This is a genomic window from Ruegeria sp. BG3, from assembly GCF_056538485.1.
The window spans coordinates 59,053-76,417 of the sequence record NZ_JBQFTE010000005.1 but is presented as its reverse complement, the minus strand read 5'-3'; the positions used below and the strand labels follow the sequence as shown (position 1 = coordinate 76,417).

The window sequence follows — 17,365 nt, the reverse complement described above, 5'->3', positions numbered from 1 at the left end:
GCGAGAATCAAATGCCTACAACCCACATCCTGAAGGACTTGAGCGCCGCAACCATGGTGGAGAATGGCGCGCCCTATGGGATGATCGAGTCAGCAGCGATTGTGATCGAAGGCGACAAAATCGGATGGGTTGGGCCGCAGGCCGCATTGCCCGAAGCCTATGCCGGGTTGTCCGAGACGTCCTGCGCAGGGCGTCTGGTGACACCCGCTCTGATCGACTGCCACACGCATGTTTTCCACGGTGGCCACCGCGCGGTCGAGTTTGAGATGCGCTTGAATGGGGCGAGCTATGAAGAGGTTGCCCTCGCCGGCGGGGGGATCATCTCGACCGTGACGGCCACGCGTGAGGCCAGTCTGGATGACTTGGTTGCGCAGGCGCTGCCGCGTGTAGACGCGATGCTGGCCGAAGGTGTCTCGGTCATCGAGGTGAAGTCCGGTTACGGGTTGGATTGCGAGACCGAATTGACCATGCTCCGCGCCGCGCGGACTTTGCAAGACCACCGTCCGGTGCGGGTCGTAACCAGTTTCCTTGGCGCCCATGCGGTGCCGGTGGAGTACAAGGGCAATCCGGACGAATATATAACTGAGGTTTGCATTCCGACTCTGCGGGCCGCCCATGTCGAGGGGCTGGTTGATGCAGTTGATGCCTTCTGCGAAGGAATTGCCTTTCTGCCCGACCAGCTCGTGCCGTTGTTTGATGTGGCGCGTGAGCTTGGCTTGCCGATCAAACTGCACGCCGAACAGTTGTCCAACCTGGGCGGCGCAAAGCTGGCGGCCAGCTATGGCGCACTGTCTGCGGATCATATCGAGTATCTCGATGATGAGGGCGCAGCGGCGATGGCGCGCGCGGGCACGGTTGGTGTGATCCTGCCTGGTGCTTTCTATACCCTGCGCGAAACGCAATCTCCGCCTATTGACCTGCTGCGCAAGCACAATGTCCCGATGGCTTTGGCGACGGATTGTAATCCGGGATCTGCCCCAATGACCTCTCTGCTTTTGGCGATGAACATGGGCTGCACCCTGTTCCGCATGACGCCCGAAGAGGCGCTGAAAGGCGTGACCCTCAACGCGGCCCGCGCGCTGGGTTTGCACGATTGCGGCCAGATTGCACCCGGCATGCGCGCTGATCTGGCGATCTGGAACGTCACTCACCCGGCCGAGCTGTCCTATCGCATCGGCTTCAACCCGCTACACGCTCGCATTTTCGGAGGCGCAGTTTGACCACCCTGACCCTTACACCCGGCGCTGTTTCTCTGGCGCAGTTGGAGCAGGTGTTCTTAGACGAATGCGCCGTGCAGCTAAATCCGGTATGCCATCCCGGCATTCTGGCTGCCCACGCGCGCATCGCGGATGCCGCTGCGGGTGAGGCCGCAGTCTACGGCGTCAACACAGGCTTCGGCAAGCTTGCCAATGTCAAGATTGCGGCCGAGGATACGGCGACCTTGCAGCGCAATCTGATCCTGTCGCATTGCTGCGGCGTCGGCCCTGCGATCCCGCGGGCGCATGCACGGTTGATGATGGTTTTGAAGCTGCTCAGCCTCGGGCGCGGAGCCTCGGGCGTGCGACTGGAGTTGATCGCGATGCTTGAGGCGATGCTGGCCAGGGGCGTCACGCCTGTGATCCCAGCGCAGGGCTCGGTCGGGGCCTCTGGTGATCTGGCTCCGCTATCCCATATGGCCGCTGTCATGATGGGCGCGGGTGAGGCCGAATATGGCGACAAGGTCATGCCGGGTGCTGAGGCGCTGGCGGCAGCTGGCCTGACGCCGGTTGAGTTTGGCCCGAAAGAAGGCCTGGCGCTGATCAACGGCACCCAGTTTTCGACCGCTTTTGCTTTGGCGGGCCTGTTCGGGGCGTGGCAAGCGGCGCAGAGCGCGCTGGTTACTTCGGCTCTGACCACGGACGCCATCATGGGATCCACCGCGCCGTTGCAGCCTGAAATACACAGCTTGCGCGGCCATCGCGGCCAGATTGAGGCCGCAGCCACCATGCGCGCCCTGCTGGCCGGATCGGTGATCCGCGAAAGCCACCGCGACGGCGATACCCGCGTGCAGGACCCGTATTGCATCCGCTGCCAACCGCAGGTCGTCGGTGCGGCAATGGACGTGATCCGACAAGCCGCCACGACGCTTGAGCTTGAGGCGAACGCCGCCACCGACAACCCTCTGGTTCTGTCCGAGGCCGGGCTGATCGTCTCGGGCGGTAACTTTCACGCCGAACCGGTTGGGTTCGCCGCCGATATGATCGCGCTGGCTGTGGCCGAGATCGGAGCCATCGCCCAACGCCGCATCGCGCTGATCGTGGACCCCGTCCTCAGCTTTGATCTGCCGCCGTTCCTGACCCCCAATCCCGGGCTGAACTCGGGCCTGATGATTGCCGAGGTCACGACGGCGGCTTTGATGAGCGAAAACAAACATCTCGCCAATCCCTGCGTGACGGATTCGACGCCGACCTCGGCCAATCAGGAGGACCATGTCTCAATGGCGGCCCATGGCGCGCGGCGTCTGGGTCAGATGGTCACCAATCTGGAGCGTATTCTGGGGGTCGAACTGCTCTGCGCCACGCAGGGGATCGAATTCCGCGCGCCATTGCCCACTAGTGAGACGCTACAAGGCGTGATGGCCCGGTTACGCGCTGTGGTGCCGCCTTTGGGGGACGACCGCTATACCGCGCCGGATATCGAGGCAGCCTCAATCCTGATTTCTAGTGGCGAGATAGCGCGAAACACAAGTGTTGCCATGCCAGAGCTGGGCGCGTGATGGATCCGTTTGAAGTCACCCGAGGCGACAGCCCCATCGTTCTGGGCCTGCCCCATTCGGGCACCTATGTACCGCCCGAGATTCAGGCCAAGCTGAACGCGCAGGGCAGGGCGCTGACGGATACGGATTGGCATGTCCACACGCTCTACGACGGGTTGTTGCCCGGGGCGACGACGGTTCGAGCGAGTTTCCACCGCTATGTGATCGACGCCAATCGCGATCCGTCGGGCGTGTCGCTCTATCCCGGTCAGAACACGACTACACTGGTTCCGCTGACCGATTTCGATGGGAATGGGGTCTGGGATCAGCCGCCATCCGACAAAGACATCGCAGATCGCCTCGCCGTGTTTCACGCGCCTTACCATGCAGCGCTAAACGCCGAATTGGATCGGGTTAGGGCGATCCACGGCATTGCGGTCCTCTATGACTGCCACTCGATCCGCAGCACCATTCCGTACCTGTTTGACGGAGTTTTGCCCGATATGAATCTGGGCACAAATAACGGCACGACCTGCGCGCCTGAGATCGAGGCAGCGGCCCATGAGTTTGCCGCTTCATCACCCTATAGCACCGTCTTGAACGGAAGGTTCAAAGGCGGCTGGACGACGCGCCACTATGGCCGCCCGGCCGAGGGTCTCCACGCCATTCAGATGGAGCTGGCCCAATCCTCCTACCTGACGACCGAGCGCCCGCCATGGTCCTATGACGACCGCAAAGCCGACCGTTTGCGCCGCTGGCTATTCGACATTCTGGACGCCGTCCAAGACACAGCATTGGAGCTTGCATCATGACCGACCCTCGCAAGAACACCCGTGATATCTATCCACCCACCGGGCCAGAGTTGAACGCCAAAAGCTGGATGACCGAAGCGCCGCTGCGGATGCTGATGAACAACTTGCATCCGGACGTGGCCGAGAACCCGCATGAGCTGGTTGTTTATGGCGGCATCGGGCGCGCGGCACGGACGTGGAACGACTTTGATACGATCGTGGCCAGCCTCAATGATCTGGATGAGGATGAAACGCTGGTTGTGCAATCCGGCAAACCCGTGGCCATTGTGCGGACGCATACGGATGCGCCTCGGGTGTTGATCGCGAACTCCAACCTCGTGCCGCATTGGGCCAATTGGGATCACTTCAACGAGCTCGATAAGAAGGGTCTGATGATGTACGGCCAGATGACCGCTGGCTCGTGGATCTATATCGGCACGCAGGGCATCGTGCAGGGTACCTATGAGACCTTCGCCGAGGCCGGTCGTCAGCACTATGGCGGTGATCTGACCGGGAAATGGATCCTGACTGGCGGTTTGGGTGGAATGGGTGGCGCGCAGCCTTTGGCGGCGGTTTTCGCCGGGGCCTGCTGTCTGGCAGTTGAATGCAACCCCGACAGCATCGACTTCCGCCTGCGCACCAAATACCTGGATGAAAAGGCCGAAACGCTGGACGAAGCACTTGAGATGATCGACCGCTGGACCAAGGCGGGTGAGGCGAAATCCGTCGGCCTGTTGGGCAATGCTGCCGAGATCTTCCCCGAGATTTACGCCCGGATGCAAGCCGGCGGCATGCGCCCCGATATCGTCACCGACCAGACCAGCGCCCATGACCCGGTCAACGGCTACTTGCCGCTGGGCTGGACCATGGCTCAGTGGAAGGACAAACGCGAAAGCGATCCCAAAGCGGTTGAAACCGCAGCGCGCGCCTCGATGAAGCAACATGTTGCTGCGATGGTCGATTTCTGGAACGCGGGCGTGCCGACGCTGGATTACGGCAACAACATTCGCCAAGTGGCGCAGGACGAAGGGCTCGAGAACGCCTTTGCCTTCCCCGGTTTCGTGCCCGCCTATATTCGCCCGCTGTTTTGCCGCGGGGTCGGCCCGTTCCGCTGGTGCGCCCTGTCTGGCGACCCCGAGGATATCTACAAAACCGATGCCAAAATGAAAGAGCTGTTCCCCGAGGACACCCATCTGCACAACTGGCTCGACATGGCGCAGGAGCGTATCGCCTTCCAAGGCCTGCCTGCGCGGATCTGCTGGATCGGTCTTGGGGATCGTCACAAGGCCGGGCTGGCCTTCAACGAAATGGTCCGCACCGGAGAGCTAAAGGCCCCGGTTGTCATTGGTCGGGATCACCTCGACAGCGGGTCCGTGGCGTCACCGAACCGTGAGACCGAGGCGATGAAGGATGGCTCGGACGCTGTTTCGGACTGGCCGTTGCTGAATGCGCTGGTGAACACGGCCTCGGGCGCCACATGGGTGTCTTTGCACCATGGCGGTGGGGTCGGGATGGGCTTCAGCCAACACGCGGGCGTTGTGATCTGCGCGGATGGCACCGATGCAGCGGCCAAACGGTTGGAGCGGGTTTTGTGGAACGATCCGGCCTCAGGTGTGTGGCGTCACGCGGATGCGGGCTATGAGGATGCCAAGGCCTGCGCCCGCGAACACGGGCTGCGGTTGCCGGGTATTCTGGGATAGACCTCGGTCAGCGATCAGCGAATTGATGCGTCATATTGAACTTGTGATGCATGCCGGGTTGCGTCGTGACATTTTGTAGATAATAAACTCGACGCAACGCAAGCTGCCGAGAGTTTTATAGATAAAATGATCATCCCTCATTCCGGCTGGACCAAAAAATCCGCGCAAGCTGTTCATGATCTTCCGCTGATGGATCTGTTGTTCCGGGCGCAAACCGTCCATCGTGAGCATTTCGATCCCAACAAAATCCAGACCTCGAAACTGCTGTCGATCAAAACCGGAGGCTGCGCCGAGGATTGTGCCTATTGCTCGCAATCGGCGCGCAATGGCTCGACCCTACCTGCTTCCAAATTGATCGAGGTGCAGCGTGTTCTGACCGAGGCGAAGAAGGCCAAGGATGGCGGCGCGACGCGATTCTGCATGGGCGCTGCTTGGCGTGAGCCCAAGGCGCGGGACATGGCAGCTTTGGTCGCGATGGTCGAAGGCGTCAAGGCCATGGGAATGGAGTCTTGCATGACGCTGGGCATGCTGGACGACACTCAGGTCGTGCAGCTGCGCGATGCGGGGCTGGACTACTACAACCACAATATCGACACGTCCGAGCGCTACTACTCCGAAGTCATCACAACCCGGACCTTCGCCGACCGGATCGATACGATGAACCGAGTGCAGGAAGCGGGGATCAAAGTGTGTTCCGGCGGCATTCTGGGCATGGGTGAGCATACGGGCGACCGCATCGATATGCTGTTGACGCTGGCCAACATGCAGCCTGCGCCGGATTCGGTTCCGATCAACATGCTGATGCCGCAGGCCGACACACCTCTGGCCGATGCCGAGCCGATCGACCCGATCGACTTTGTGCGCATCATCGCGACGGCGCGTATCTTGATGCCAACCTCTTACGTTCGCCTGTCCGCAGGCCGCAGCGAGATGAGCGACGAGATGCAGGCGATGTGTTTCTTCGCCGGTGCGAACTCGATCTTCGTTGGCGAAACACTGCTGACGGCCGAAAACCCCGAAGAGGACACCGATATGGTCCTGTTCGCCAAACTTGGTCTACAGGCCGAGAAAGCCGGCGATCAGGCGGGCCGGGAAGCCGCTGAATGAAGGCTGCTGCTCGGCTCGAATCTATGCTCGGCGCATTGCAGGCCCGGCATCGCCGCCGGGTCCTAACGCCTGCGTCGGGGTTGGATTTCGCGTCGAATGACTATCTGGGCCTCGCCGGATCGCAACTACTGCAAGAGGCCGCGCAAGAAGCCTTGGCGCGCGGTGTTCCGGTTGGCTCTAGCGGCTCGCGGTTATTGCGCGGCAACCACACCGAGCATGAAGCGCTTGAGGCCGAGGCAGCCACCTTTTTCGGGGCCGAGGCTGCCTTGTTCATGGGGGGCGGCTTTCAGGCCAATCAGGCGATTTTCGCAGCCCTTCCTGCGGCCGAGGATCTGGTTCTATATGACGCCCTGGTTCATGCCAGCGCGCATGAGGGCATGCGCTCATGCCGAGCCGATCAGCGGTCGTTTCGGCATAATGATATCGAGGACGCGCGTGAAAAGGCGCAGGAGTGGCGAACCGAGGGCGGCGCGGGCCAAATTTGGATCGCAGTCGAGAGCGTCTATTCGATGGAAGGGGATCTGGCCCCTCTTTCCGATCTGGCGGGCTTGGCGCGGGAAGAAGACGCCGTTTTGGTCGTGGACGAAGCCCATGCGACCGGCGTGTTCGGACCTCAGGGGCGGGGGATGGCGCATGACCTCGACTGTCCTCTGTTGACGTTGCACACCTGCGGCAAAGGTTTGGGCGTGGCCGGAGGGCTAATCTGCGGCCCCAAGGTCATGATCGACACGCTGATCAACCGCGCGCGGCCCTTCATCTTTGCCACCGCGCCGTCGCCTCTGAATGCTGCTTTGGTTCGTGCGGCCCTCGGGATGCTAGCTACTCAGACAGGTCTGGTCGAAGCCGCCCAGAAGCACATTGGCGTTGCCCATGATTCGGCGCGCGCAATTGGGATACCCGAGGCTGCGCTCAACAGTCAGATCATTCCTGTCATTCTGGGCGATGACGCGCGCACGATGACGATGGCTCAGGGCTTGCAGACGCAAGGGTTCGATGTCAGGGGCATCCGCCCGCCAACCGTACCGCGCGGAACGTCGCGGTTGCGGATATCCATCACCTGCAACGTGGATCGCGCCGATATCTCGTCCCTGTTCAAAGCCTTGGCGGTATATCAATCGGAGGCCGCATGAGCGCGCTGATCATCACCGGAACCGACACGGGCGTCGGCAAGACTGTGTTTTCTGCCGGTCTGACCGCCGCTTTGGGGGGCACTTATTGGAAGCCGGTGCAATCCGGGCTTGAGGATGCGACCGACACCGACATCGTGCGCGACCTGTCTTGGGCCGAGGTCCTGCCTGAGGCATACCGTCTGAACATGCCCGCCTCTCCGCATCTGTCCGCCGAGGAAATGGGGGTCGAGATCGACCTTTCCCAACTGGCGCTGCCGCAGGTCGATGGCCCTCTGGTTGTAGAAGGGGCAGGGGGGGTGATGGTCCCTCTGAACCGGCAGGTGTTCTATCTGGACCTCTTCGCGCAATGGCAAGCCCCGGTGGTCTTGGTTGCACGCACGGCGCTTGGCACGATCAACCATACGGCTTTGTCCCTTATGGCCCTACGCAATGCGGGGTGCGATGTCGTTGGCGTTGCCTTCGTTGGCGATCCCGAACCGGAGGTCGAACAAACCATCGCGCAGATGTGCAAGACCCGCCATTTGGGGCGGCTGCCCTATCTCTCTGATCTGACCCGTGAAAACCTGTCGGATGCGTTCCAGACCATCGACCTTAATACGATCCGGAGGGCTCTATGACCCCGCTGGAGTTTGACGCCCGCCACCTGTGGCACCCCTACACCCATGTGCTGGATCCCGGCCCGATGCATCTGATCACCGGCTCCGAGGGCGTCTGGCTGACGCGTGAGGACGGCGGGCAGGTGATCGACGCCATGTCCTCCTGGTGGTGTACCGTTCACGGCCATCGCCACCCGGCCATTATCGAGGCGATGCAGGCCCAACTGGCGCAACTGCCGCATGTTATGTTCGGAGGTCTGACGCACGAGCCCGCCGTTGAGCTGGGTCGCAGGCTGATCGGAATGCTGCCTGAGGTTTTGGATCGCATCTTCTACAGTGACAGCGGCTCGGTCGCCATCGAAGTCGCGTTGAAAATGGCGGTGCAGTACCAGATCGCAAAAGGCCGAAGCGCACGGTCAGAGTTCGCCACCATCCGGGGCGGCTATCACGGCGACACGTGGAAAGCGATGAGCGTTTGCGACCCGGTGAACGGGATGCATGGGCTGTTCAAGGGCGCTCTGTCCATCCAGCATTTTCTGCCGCGCCCGACAATCCGGTTCGATCAAGACTGGTCGGAGGATGCTGCCGAAAACGGGCTGAGGGCACTTGAACAGTTGCTGGATGAAAAAGGCGACAGGATCGCGGGGCTGATCCTGGAGCCTGTCGTGCAGGGTGCGGGTGGGATGTATTTCTACCATCCGAACTGGCTGAAGGGGGCACGGGCGCTGTGTGACGCGCATGACGTGCTGCTGATCTTCGATGAAATCGCCACGGGCTTTGGCCGCAGTGGTGAGCTGTTTGCCATGGACCACGCGGATGTGGTGCCCGACATCCTGTGCCTCGGCAAAGCCCTGACCGGTGGGCACATTACTCTGGCCGCCACCGTCGCGACCGAGGCGGTTGCGCACGGTATCGGCGAAAGCGAGGCCGGAGTGCTGATGCATGGCCCGACCTATATGGCCAACCCTCTGGCCTGCGCTGCGGGTGTTGCCAGCCTCGATCAGTTGGTCCAACGCGACTGGCGGGCCGAGGTCACAGGGATCGCGCAACAGATGCAGGTCGAACTCGCTCCGGCTCGTGACTTGCCCGGTGTTGCGGATGTGCGGGTTCTGGGCGCCATCGGCGTGATCGAGATGAAGGACCGTGTCGATCCTGCCGTGGCCCATGGCCTCGCCCCTAAGACCGGCGTCTGGTTGCGTCCGTTTGGGCATAATATTTACTGCATGCCGCCCTACATCATCTCGCCTGATGAGTTGAGCCGCGTCACTGCCGCCATGGTCGATCTCGCCGGAGGGGTCGGATGAGGCATCGCTGGCTGGCACGCTCGGATAACCCCGATCTGATCCTCGTGTTCGGGGGGTGGGCGTTGGGCTCTGCGCCGTTTTCTGGCCTCACAGGTGGGGAAAATGTGCTTTTCGTTGAGCGTTATACCCGGCTGGATGACCCGCTGCCGGACTTGTCGCGGTTCGACGGCGTAGACTTGCTGGCCTTCTCTTTCGGCGTCGCCTCGGCCGCGCATTGGCTGAACCAAACAGGGATGCGCCCGGACCGCTTGGTTGCAGTCAGCGGCACGCTGAACCCGGCAAGTGCCGAGCATGGGATCGCGCCCGATATGATCCGCGCAACGGCAGATCAATTGTCTCCGGCCAGCTTTGCCAAATTCTGTCGTCGCGCGGGCGTCAGCGGTGATGTTGACGAACTGGATATCCCGTCGGCTCGGGCCGAGTTGCGCGCGGTGATCGACCGTGGCCCAGCTGCAGATCCGGGTTTTGATCGTATTTGGGTTCCCACCCGAGACCGCATCGTGTCAACAAACGCGCAACATGCCGCATGGGCCTCACGCTCTGATAGTGTTCGAACGGTCGAAGGTCCTCATTTCCCGTTCCGCGCGGGGCAAAGCTGGGCGGAGTGGCTGGCATGACAGTGCAACTCTCGGATCAGGTTCAGCGTAGCTTCAGCCGCAGCTTTCAAAGCTATCACGACACCGCCAGCCAACAGGCCTGGGTGGCCGAGAAACTGGTGGAAGAGATGCGCCGACACGGCGCTCCGGCCAAGTTTGAACGCGGATTTGAGCTGGGGTGCGGAACGGGGCATTTCACGCGGCTTCTGTGTCAGAACCATAGTTTCGGCTGCCTCACATTGAATGATGTCGCACCCGAAGCCCGCCAAACAGCAGATGAGATTGGCGCGCAATTTGTCTGCGGGGACGCGCGGCAGGTCATCTGGCCCGAGAAGGCTGATCTATTTGCCTCGGCGTCGATGATCCAGTGGATGGAAGACCCACAGGCGTTTTTGGAACGGGCGGCGAGGTCTCTGGCGCCTGGTGGCTGGTTGGTGATTTCGGGCTTTGGGCCGCAACAATATAGAGAACTGAACCAAATCGGCACCTCGGCCCGTGCCCCCGGTTTGTGCAACCCTGACCAAATGGCTGCCGCCGTTAGGGCGCATCTGGAGGTGCTTTCGACAGGCGAGGCCCTTCGTCCTTCGTACTTCCCCACGCCGCGCCATGTTCTGCGCCATCTGCGCAAGACAGGCGTCAACGGGCGCGCGCAAAGCGTCTGGACCAAATCCGCACTCGCCAGGTTTGAGGCAGAGTACACACGCCAATTCCAGACCAAAAACGGCGTCTCTCTCAGCTATCACCCCGTCTGGATCGTCGCGCGCAAGCCGCAGTACTGAAGCCTTGCGGCTACTACCTCGCGTCCGTCTTTTCAGCGTTTGCAGTCACTCAGGCGCAGATTGTGAAATCTCATACCGAAACGTCGCAATGATCTGTTGCGTTCGCGGTCACAGGTCGCCACGGTAGCATTTGAGATTTTGGCGTTGCTGTGGCCCGCCATCAGGAATTTGAAGGAGGGGGCAGAATGACCGCGACACTTACATTCGAACATCTCAAAACACAGGTATCAGCGGGTGAGGTAGACACCGTTCTGGTGTGCTTTGTCGACATGCAGGGCCGTCTGATGGGCAAGCGCTTTCACGCGGGTCATTTCGTTGCGGGCGCATGGGAAGAAACCCATTGCTGCAACTACTTGCTGGCCACTGATCTTGAGATGGGCACACCGGATGGCTACGCCTCGACCAGCTGGGAGCGGGGGTATGGCGACTATGTCATGAAGCCCGATCTTTCGACCTTGCGCCCGGTTCCGTGGCTTGAGGGCACTGCGATGGTGATGTGCGATATTCTCGACCATCACACGCATGAAGAGGTGCCGCACGCGCCTCGGGCGATGTTGAAGGCGCAGGTCAACCGCTTGAAAGCCATGGGCTATGAGGCGATGTGTGCGACAGAGCTGGAGTTTTTCCTTTTCGAGAAGAGTTTCGATGAAATCCGCAAAAACGGCTTTCGCGATCTCGAGCCGATTTCAGGCTACAACGAGGATTATCATATCCTCCAGACCACCAAGGAAGAGCATGTGATGCGCCCGATCCGTAACCATCTGTGGGATGCGGGGATACCGGTTGAGAACTCGAAAGGTGAGGCCGAAACCGGGCAAGAAGAGCTGAACATCAAATACGCGCCTGCGATGGACACGGCCGAGTACCACTCGATCGCCAAGAATGCGGTGAAAGAGATCGCCTGGCAGCGTGGTCATGCGGCGACCTTCCTGCCGAAATGGCATCACGACAAGGTCGGCAGCTCCAGCCACGTGCATCAATCCCTGTGGAAGGACGGCACGCCTACTTTCTATGATGAAAGTGATCCGCTTGGCATGTCGGATGTGATGAAAAGCTATTTGGCTGGCCTGCTGAAATACGCCCCGGATTACACGTATTTCATGGCCCCTTATATCAACAGCTACAAACGCTTCATGAAGGGTACCTTTGCGCCGACACGGATCATTTGGTCCGTAGACAACCGTACGGCTGGCTTTCGCCTGTGTGGAGATGGGACCAAGGCCATTCGGGTGGAATGTCGAATCCCGGGGTCAGATATGAACCCGTATCTGGTGATGGCTGGAATGCTGGCGGCGGGAATTGCCGGCATTGAAGAGGGATTGGAATTGCAACCTGCGGCAACCGGCGACGTTTACCAGGGCGATACGGGGATGATCCCCGGCAATCTTGGTGCGGCATTGGGCGCTTTGCGTGGTTCGGCCATGTTGCGGACTGCTATGGGGGATGAGGTGGTGGATCACTACGCTCGGGCCGCTGAGGTGGAGATCGAAGAATTTGCGCGTGTGGTGACTGATTGGGAAGTTGCTCGTGGGTTTGAGCGCGCTTAGAAGGCAGGAGCGAGGGGCCAGCCCCTCGCGCTCCCCGAGGTATTTTTGAACAGAAGAAGCAGGGATCCTGTTTTTGTCGGAAATGGAGTGACTATGGGGCAGATGTTGAAATGTGTCTCGCCGATTGATGGGTCGGTTTATGCGGAGCGGGAGGTGCTATCGCGGGACGCGGCGTTTGAGGCGGCGGCTCGGGCGCGCGCGGCACAGGCTGCTTGGGCGGCGCGGTCTTTGCAGGAGCGGGTTGATCTGGTGATGGCCGGTGTGGCGGCTGTGGGTGCGATGAATGATGAGATCGTGCCTGAGCTTGCGCATATGATGGGCCGCCCTGTACGCTATGGTGGTGAATTTGGTGGGTTCAATGAACGCGCCAGCCATATGGCGGATATTGCTGAAAGCGCGCTTGCCGATATTGCGGTGGGTGAGGATGAGACGTTTCGACGGTACATCAAGCGCGTTCCGCATGGGGTGGTCTTTGTGGTGGCCCCCTGGAACTATCCCTATATGACGGCGATCAACACGGTGGCTCCGGCGCTGATTGCTGGGAATACCGTGATCCTGAAACATGCCAGTCAGACGCTGTTGGTGGGCGAGAGGATGGCGCAGGCGTTCCACGCGGCCGGTGTGCCGGAGGATGTGTTTCAGAATGTGTTCCTTAGCCATGATGTGACCAACGATCTGATCGCGGGCAATGCGTTTGATTTCGTGAACTTCACTGGCTCGGTCGGCGGAGGGCAGGCGATGGAACGTGCAGCCGCGGGCACGTTTACCGGTGTCGGAACCGAGCTTGGCGGGAAAGATCCGGGCTATGTCATGGAGGATGCCGATCTGGATGTCGCGGTGGATACCTTGATCGACGGGGCGATGTTCAACTCGGGTCAATGCTGTTGCGGAATTGAGCGAATCTATGTGCATGAAAGCCTCTTCGATGATTTCGTTGCCAAGGCGGTCGAGATTGTGAAGGGCTACAATCTGGGTAATCCTCTGGACTCTGAGACAACGCTGGGCCCGATGGCCAATGTGCGCTTTGCCGATGAAGTGCGCGCTCAGATTGCCGAGGCTGTAGCGGATGGCGCGGTGGCCCATATCGAGAGGTTCCCCGAGGATGACGGTGGCGCCTATTTGACGCCTCAGATCTTGACCAACGTCACCCATGATATGCGCGTGATGCGGGATGAGAGTTTTGGGCCGGTCGTGGGGATTATGAAAGTGCCCTCTGACGAAGAGGCCATCGGGCTAATGAATGACAGCGAATTCGGCCTGACCGCCAGCTTGTGGACCTGTGACGTGGACCGGGCCGCGCGAGTGGGTGATCAGATCGAAACCGGCACTGTATTTATGAACCGGGCCGACTATCTGGACCCGGGTCTGTGCTGGACCGGCTGCAAGAATACCGGGCGAGGGGGTGGCCTGTCGGTCATCGGCTATCACAACCTGACCCGCCCAAAATCCTACCATTTGAAGAAGGTAACATCATGAGCCTTGTTGGAAACTGGTCCTACCCGACCGCGATCAAATTTGGCGCTGGCCGCATCAACGAACTGCCTGAGGCCTGTGCGGCGGCAGGGATGAAGCGCCCTCTGCTGGTGACGGACAAGGGGTTGGCCGATTTGCCGATCACCACGGCGACATTGGATATTCTTGAGGCCGCCGGGCTGGGTCGTGGTCTGTTCAGCGATGTGGATCCAAACCCGAATGAAAAGAACCTCGATGCCGGTGTCGCGGCCTACAACGCGGACGGGCATGACGGGGTGATTGCTTTTGGAGGCGGCTCGGGCCTGGATCTGGGTAAGATGGTTGCCTTCATGGCGGGTCAAACGCGCCCCGTTTGGGATTTTGAAGATATCGGCGACTGGTGGACCCGTGCGGATGCCGACGTCATCGCGCCTATCATCGCGGTGCCGACAACTGCCGGTACGGGCTCCGAGGTAGGACGTGCCAGTGTCATCACCAATTCCCAGACCCATGCCAAGAAGATCATCTTTCACCCCAAGGTTTTGCCAACCGTGGTGATTTGCGACCCGGAACTGACTGTGGGTATGCCGAAATTCATCACAGCAGGCACCGGGCTGGACGCCTTTGCCCATTGTGTCGAGGCTTATTCCAGCCCGCACTACCATCCGATGTCTCAGGGCATCGCGCTTGAGGGGATGCGGTTGGTCAAGGACTATCTGCCGCGCGCCTATGCGGATGGCACCGATATTGAGGCGCGCGCGCAGTTGATGAGCGCGGCGGCCATGGGGGCGACGGCGTTTCAAAAGGGCCTCGGCGCGATCCACGCCATGAGCCATCCGATTGGCGCGGTGTTCAACACTCATCACGGCACGACAAACGCGGTCTGCATGCCCGTGGTGCTGGAATTCAACGCACCCGCCATCGCGGATCGGTTCCAACAGGCCGCCGCCTATCTGGGGATCGAGGGCGGCTTCGACGGCTTCCGCGCCTTCGTGCAGGAGTTCAATAATGCGCTTGGGATCCCGCGTCAGTTGTCGGAACTGGGCGTGACTGAGGATCGTATTCCGGAACTGGTCGAAGGTGCGATCATTGACCCCTCCTGCGGGGGCAATCCGATTGAGCTGACGAAAGACAACCTGACGCAACTGTTCCACGCCGCGCTTTAGGTGAGAAGGCCCGGCGGATTTCCTCGCCGGGTCTCTTAGGTGTTACTCAGCCGCCATGGCGCTGATCTCGGCCCGCGCCATCGCGACCCATTCCAGATCCTTGGTGTAACGCCATGCCAGATCGCCGTTTTCATCCATCGCGATCAGGTGCAGCCAGCGATTGTCGAACAGCTCTTTCACGGTTTCGTTACGTCTGAGGATGTCGTTCATCGCCTCCCGTGGGGCCTCAATGATGACCGACAGCCGCAGCGGATCGTGCTGGAGCGCTTCTCCGTCATGCACAGATTGCCAGGGCAGACCGGGGCGCAGCGCGCCGCCATTTCCCTCGACCACGCCGATGCCGCCAACCACGTTGTGCAGTAGTTTGTTGCCGCCGCCAAACAGGCTGGGCGCAACGGTTGAGCCGTAGTACTGCAGGCTGATCCAGCTGGCGACCACGACCGGGGCGGTCATGATCAGTTCCAACACGCCAAAGCCCTCATCCGCGCGCCAGTCATAGCTGTGCAGGAAGGACTGGCCCGCAAGACCCGTGCCATCAGTCCGGGACCGCGGCGCGGCAATGAAGGCGCGGCATCCGGCCAGACCCCATTCGGGGCGCAGCTCAGCCCAATCGGTGGCGCGGCGGGCGATGTCATTCGCCCCTTTGGCACGCGGCAGACGCGCGGCGCGCTCGGACCGCGCGAGTTGCCCGGCCGAGGTCAGCCAGGTTTTCAACTGTGCAATCTGCGCGGCCCACTGACCCGTCGCCTGATCCTGATCGAACAGGGAGACTTTGTCGGTTGTGGTGTGGTGCATAGCCGCCAGAAACAGCGTGTCCGCAGGGATGTCGATCCCCTCGGCGCGCAGCCCTTCACGTACCGCATGATCGTTCAACAACCCGGCCAGAAGGCGGGCGCTGACGTCACCGGCATGACCGCCACAGGCGCCACATTGCAGGGCGCTTTCATGGGGGTTGTTCGTCACATCCGCGCCATGACCGACGAGCATCACGATACGAGCGAAGTTGCTAGTCAGAGACATCGCCCCAAGGATGGCCTTGGCCGAGGCGACGCGTGTAGGCAGGTCGATCCCGTCGTCAAGCTTCGGCGCGGGGTCGAACTTCGCGGTCCCGTGGCCCTTGCCCAGAGCGTCACGCAGCAGTTTGCCCGCATAGACCGGACCTGTTGCCTCGACAAAGGCGAATGAGGAGACGGCGGCCAGTTTGAACCGGCCCCAGGCCCGTTTGGCCCGTGCGGTGTAGCGGCGGTTCAGGTCGGCCTGCGCGCCCTCGGCCGCGTGGGAGCACACGTTCGGATTCAACAGGACTGGCCCCCGTATTTCAGTCACGTCGGAACCGGCTGCCTTGTGGGCGCTGGCGAGGCCGAAGAAGCCAGCAAAACCAATGGTCTCGATCCCGCTGTCCTGCGACTCCAGCGCGCGGCGGAAGACTTCGGAACGGACGTCGATGCAAAAGGCCGCTTGCACCTCGGGACGGCCTTCGACCTTGCGCGGCTGACGTGCGCTGAGGGTTTGCGCCAGTTTGCGTTGTTGCGCGCGCTCCGAAGCGTCCTGTAGCACCGCGTCGATCACCAGATCACGAGTCGGAGTGATGGGGGCCTCATGCTGGGCAATGGTTTCGGCCCAGCGATCGGCAATCTGATCGTGGTAAAGACCAAACAGAGCCTCTTCGAACACCATGCGAATGGCCAGCAGTTCGGTTGTGCTCGTATCCGTCTGCCCTTTCAACTCGGCCTGCCACAGCAGATAGCGGGCATATTGCGCCCAACCGCCCAGTGTCATCAGCCAGCGATGGAAGGCGGTGCTTGCCGCCTCAGGGGTGACACCCAGTGCCTCAGAGGCGCGGCCAATCGCCCGCCATTGCGAGCGGTTGGTGCCAGCCACGAAGGCTCCGAACCCTTTCAAGCCGTGAATTTCCGGGGTCAGATCGCGAGATGCGAACTCGCGCCACGCGCTATAGGCACCGCCTGTGCGGTTGGGTTGCCACAGGGCCTGACCCTGATCGAAATGGCTGGCGGCCCAGGCCCCGATCCGTTCGTCAATCAGACCGGGCCAGTCGATCCCGGAGACCTCGGCGGCCAAATCGGCAACCGTGGGCAGGGGAGACAGCTTCGCGGTCTCGGACCCAAGCGCAGCTTGCAGATCTTCGAAACTGGGTGCGTCAAAGCGGCTTTCGACGCTGGCGAGGGCATCCCGCAGATCGACCTCAGAAATCTCTCCGCTTGCCAGTTTCTGCGCAAATACCGCCCGGTTCGGAGTGATCCGCGTGCCCGCAACCCGTGCCAACCGGGCGGACGTCACAGCCAGCGTCTCTTGTGTTTGCCCCAGAAATGGGTTCACCGCGACGTTGGAGGTAAGCGGGAACAGCGGCGGGATTTGACGCACCGCGTCATTGGCCAGTGCGACCAGTTCTAGGAGGGCTGCAGGATAGCTTTCGTGCTTCATATACATTTTGAGAAACCCTTC

Annotated in this window: 14 protein-coding genes; 13 read left to right on the top strand and 1 reads right to left on the bottom strand. The window is 61.0% G+C overall.

The features are described from left to right. The first annotated feature begins 11 nt into the window (after window positions 1–11). From hutI to ACR0AI_RS09360, 13 genes are all read left to right on the top strand, one after another. Entirely contained in the window at window positions 12–1,220 is a 1,209-nt protein-coding gene (gene hutI, locus ACR0AI_RS09420) for an imidazolonepropionase (RefSeq protein WP_480673695.1), read from the top strand. Further along, on the top strand, window positions 1,217–2,755 hold the full coding sequence (gene hutH / locus ACR0AI_RS09415) for a histidine ammonia-lyase (protein WP_480673697.1): 1,539 nt from the start codon (window positions 1,217–1,219) through the stop codon (window positions 2,753–2,755). Before hutI ends, hutH begins: the two co-directional genes overlap by 4 nt. Continuing rightward, window positions 2,755–3,546, top strand: coding sequence for an N-formylglutamate deformylase (gene hutG, locus ACR0AI_RS09410; protein ID WP_480673699.1), 792 nt, complete (start codon window positions 2,755–2,757; stop codon window positions 3,544–3,546). The genes hutH and hutG overlap by 1 nt, the downstream gene beginning before the upstream one ends. Beyond that, entirely contained in the window at window positions 3,543–5,225 is a 1,683-nt protein-coding gene (gene hutU, locus ACR0AI_RS09405) for a urocanate hydratase (RefSeq protein WP_480673701.1), read from the top strand. Before hutG ends, hutU begins: the two co-directional genes overlap by 4 nt. Window positions 5,226–5,351: 126 nt before the next feature. Next, window positions 5,352–6,332: a biotin synthase BioB gene (gene bioB, locus ACR0AI_RS09400; protein ID WP_480673703.1), complete on the top strand. Its 981-nt coding sequence runs from the start codon at window positions 5,352–5,354 to the stop codon at window positions 6,330–6,332. Then, on the top strand, window positions 6,329–7,462 hold the full coding sequence (locus tag ACR0AI_RS09395) for an 8-amino-7-oxononanoate synthase (RefSeq protein ID WP_480673705.1): 1,134 nt from the start codon (window positions 6,329–6,331) through the stop codon (window positions 7,460–7,462). Before bioB ends, ACR0AI_RS09395 begins: the two co-directional genes overlap by 4 nt. After that, a complete protein-coding gene (gene bioD, locus ACR0AI_RS09390) occupies window positions 7,459–8,079 on the top strand; it encodes a dethiobiotin synthase (protein ID WP_480673707.1) in 621 nt (206 codons plus the stop codon). The genes ACR0AI_RS09395 and bioD overlap by 4 nt, the downstream gene beginning before the upstream one ends. Then, window positions 8,076–9,362, top strand: coding sequence for an adenosylmethionine--8-amino-7-oxononanoate transaminase (bioA, locus tag ACR0AI_RS09385; protein WP_480673709.1), 1,287 nt, complete (start codon window positions 8,076–8,078; stop codon window positions 9,360–9,362). Before bioD ends, bioA begins: the two co-directional genes overlap by 4 nt. Continuing rightward, window positions 9,359–9,979, top strand: a complete 621-nt coding sequence (locus ACR0AI_RS09380; protein ID WP_480673711.1) for a pimeloyl-ACP methyl esterase BioG family protein — start codon at window positions 9,359–9,361, stop codon at window positions 9,977–9,979. The genes bioA and ACR0AI_RS09380 overlap by 4 nt, the downstream gene beginning before the upstream one ends. Continuing rightward, on the top strand, window positions 9,976–10,737 hold the full coding sequence (locus ACR0AI_RS09375) for a methyltransferase domain-containing protein (RefSeq protein ID WP_480673713.1): 762 nt from the start codon (window positions 9,976–9,978) through the stop codon (window positions 10,735–10,737). The genes ACR0AI_RS09380 and ACR0AI_RS09375 overlap by 4 nt, the downstream gene beginning before the upstream one ends. 185 nt (window positions 10,738–10,922) lie before the next feature. Further along, window positions 10,923–12,284, top strand: coding sequence for a glutamine synthetase family protein (locus ACR0AI_RS09370; RefSeq protein WP_480673715.1), 1,362 nt, complete (start codon window positions 10,923–10,925; stop codon window positions 12,282–12,284). 93 nt (window positions 12,285–12,377) lie between these two features. After that, window positions 12,378–13,760 (top strand): aldehyde dehydrogenase family protein, encoded by a 1,383-nt coding sequence (locus tag ACR0AI_RS09365; protein WP_480673717.1) that lies wholly within the window; start codon window positions 12,378–12,380, stop codon window positions 13,758–13,760. Continuing rightward, a complete protein-coding gene (locus tag ACR0AI_RS09360; RefSeq protein ID WP_480673719.1) occupies window positions 13,757–14,902 on the top strand; it encodes an iron-containing alcohol dehydrogenase in 1,146 nt (381 codons plus the stop codon). The genes ACR0AI_RS09365 and ACR0AI_RS09360 overlap by 4 nt, the downstream gene beginning before the upstream one ends. 42 nt (window positions 14,903–14,944) lie before the next feature. Here the strand turns inward: ACR0AI_RS09360 and ACR0AI_RS09355 are convergent, their stop codons facing one another. Next, the gene (locus ACR0AI_RS09355) at window positions 14,945–17,350 is read right to left on the bottom strand and encodes a YbcC family protein (protein WP_480673721.1); all 2,406 of its coding nucleotides are present in this window, start codon (window positions 17,348–17,350) and stop codon (window positions 14,945–14,947) included. Window positions 17,351–17,365: the final 15 nt, after the last annotated feature.

Excerpts from the sequence above, each read along its gene's own strand:
- ACR0AI_RS09395 (WP_480673705.1), top strand. The coding sequence starts at position 6,329 with ATGAAGGCTGCTGCTCGGCTCGAATCTATGCTCGGCGCATTGCAGGCC.
- bioB (WP_480673703.1), top strand. The coding sequence starts at position 5,352 with ATGATCATCCCTCATTCCGGCTGGACCAAAAAATCCGCGCAAGCTGTT.
- bioD (WP_480673707.1), top strand. The coding sequence starts at position 7,459 with ATGAGCGCGCTGATCATCACCGGAACCGACACGGGCGTCGGCAAGACT.
- hutU (WP_480673701.1), top strand. The coding sequence starts at position 3,543 with ATGACCGACCCTCGCAAGAACACCCGTGATATCTATCCACCCACCGGG.
- ACR0AI_RS09360 (WP_480673719.1), top strand. The coding sequence starts at position 13,757 with ATGAGCCTTGTTGGAAACTGGTCCTACCCGACCGCGATCAAATTTGGC.
- ACR0AI_RS09355 (WP_480673721.1), bottom strand. The coding sequence starts at position 17,350 with ATGTATATGAAGCACGAAAGCTATCCTGCAGCCCTCCTAGAACTGGTC.
- bioA (WP_480673709.1), top strand. The coding sequence starts at position 8,076 with ATGACCCCGCTGGAGTTTGACGCCCGCCACCTGTGGCACCCCTACACC.
- ACR0AI_RS09370 (WP_480673715.1), top strand. The coding sequence starts at position 10,923 with ATGACCGCGACACTTACATTCGAACATCTCAAAACACAGGTATCAGCG.
- ACR0AI_RS09365 (WP_480673717.1), top strand. The coding sequence starts at position 12,378 with ATGGGGCAGATGTTGAAATGTGTCTCGCCGATTGATGGGTCGGTTTAT.
- hutI (WP_480673695.1), top strand. The coding sequence starts at position 12 with ATGCCTACAACCCACATCCTGAAGGACTTGAGCGCCGCAACCATGGTG.
- ACR0AI_RS09380 (WP_480673711.1), top strand. The coding sequence starts at position 9,359 with ATGAGGCATCGCTGGCTGGCACGCTCGGATAACCCCGATCTGATCCTC.
- hutG (WP_480673699.1), top strand. The coding sequence starts at position 2,755 with ATGGATCCGTTTGAAGTCACCCGAGGCGACAGCCCCATCGTTCTGGGC.
- ACR0AI_RS09375 (WP_480673713.1), top strand. The coding sequence starts at position 9,976 with ATGACAGTGCAACTCTCGGATCAGGTTCAGCGTAGCTTCAGCCGCAGC.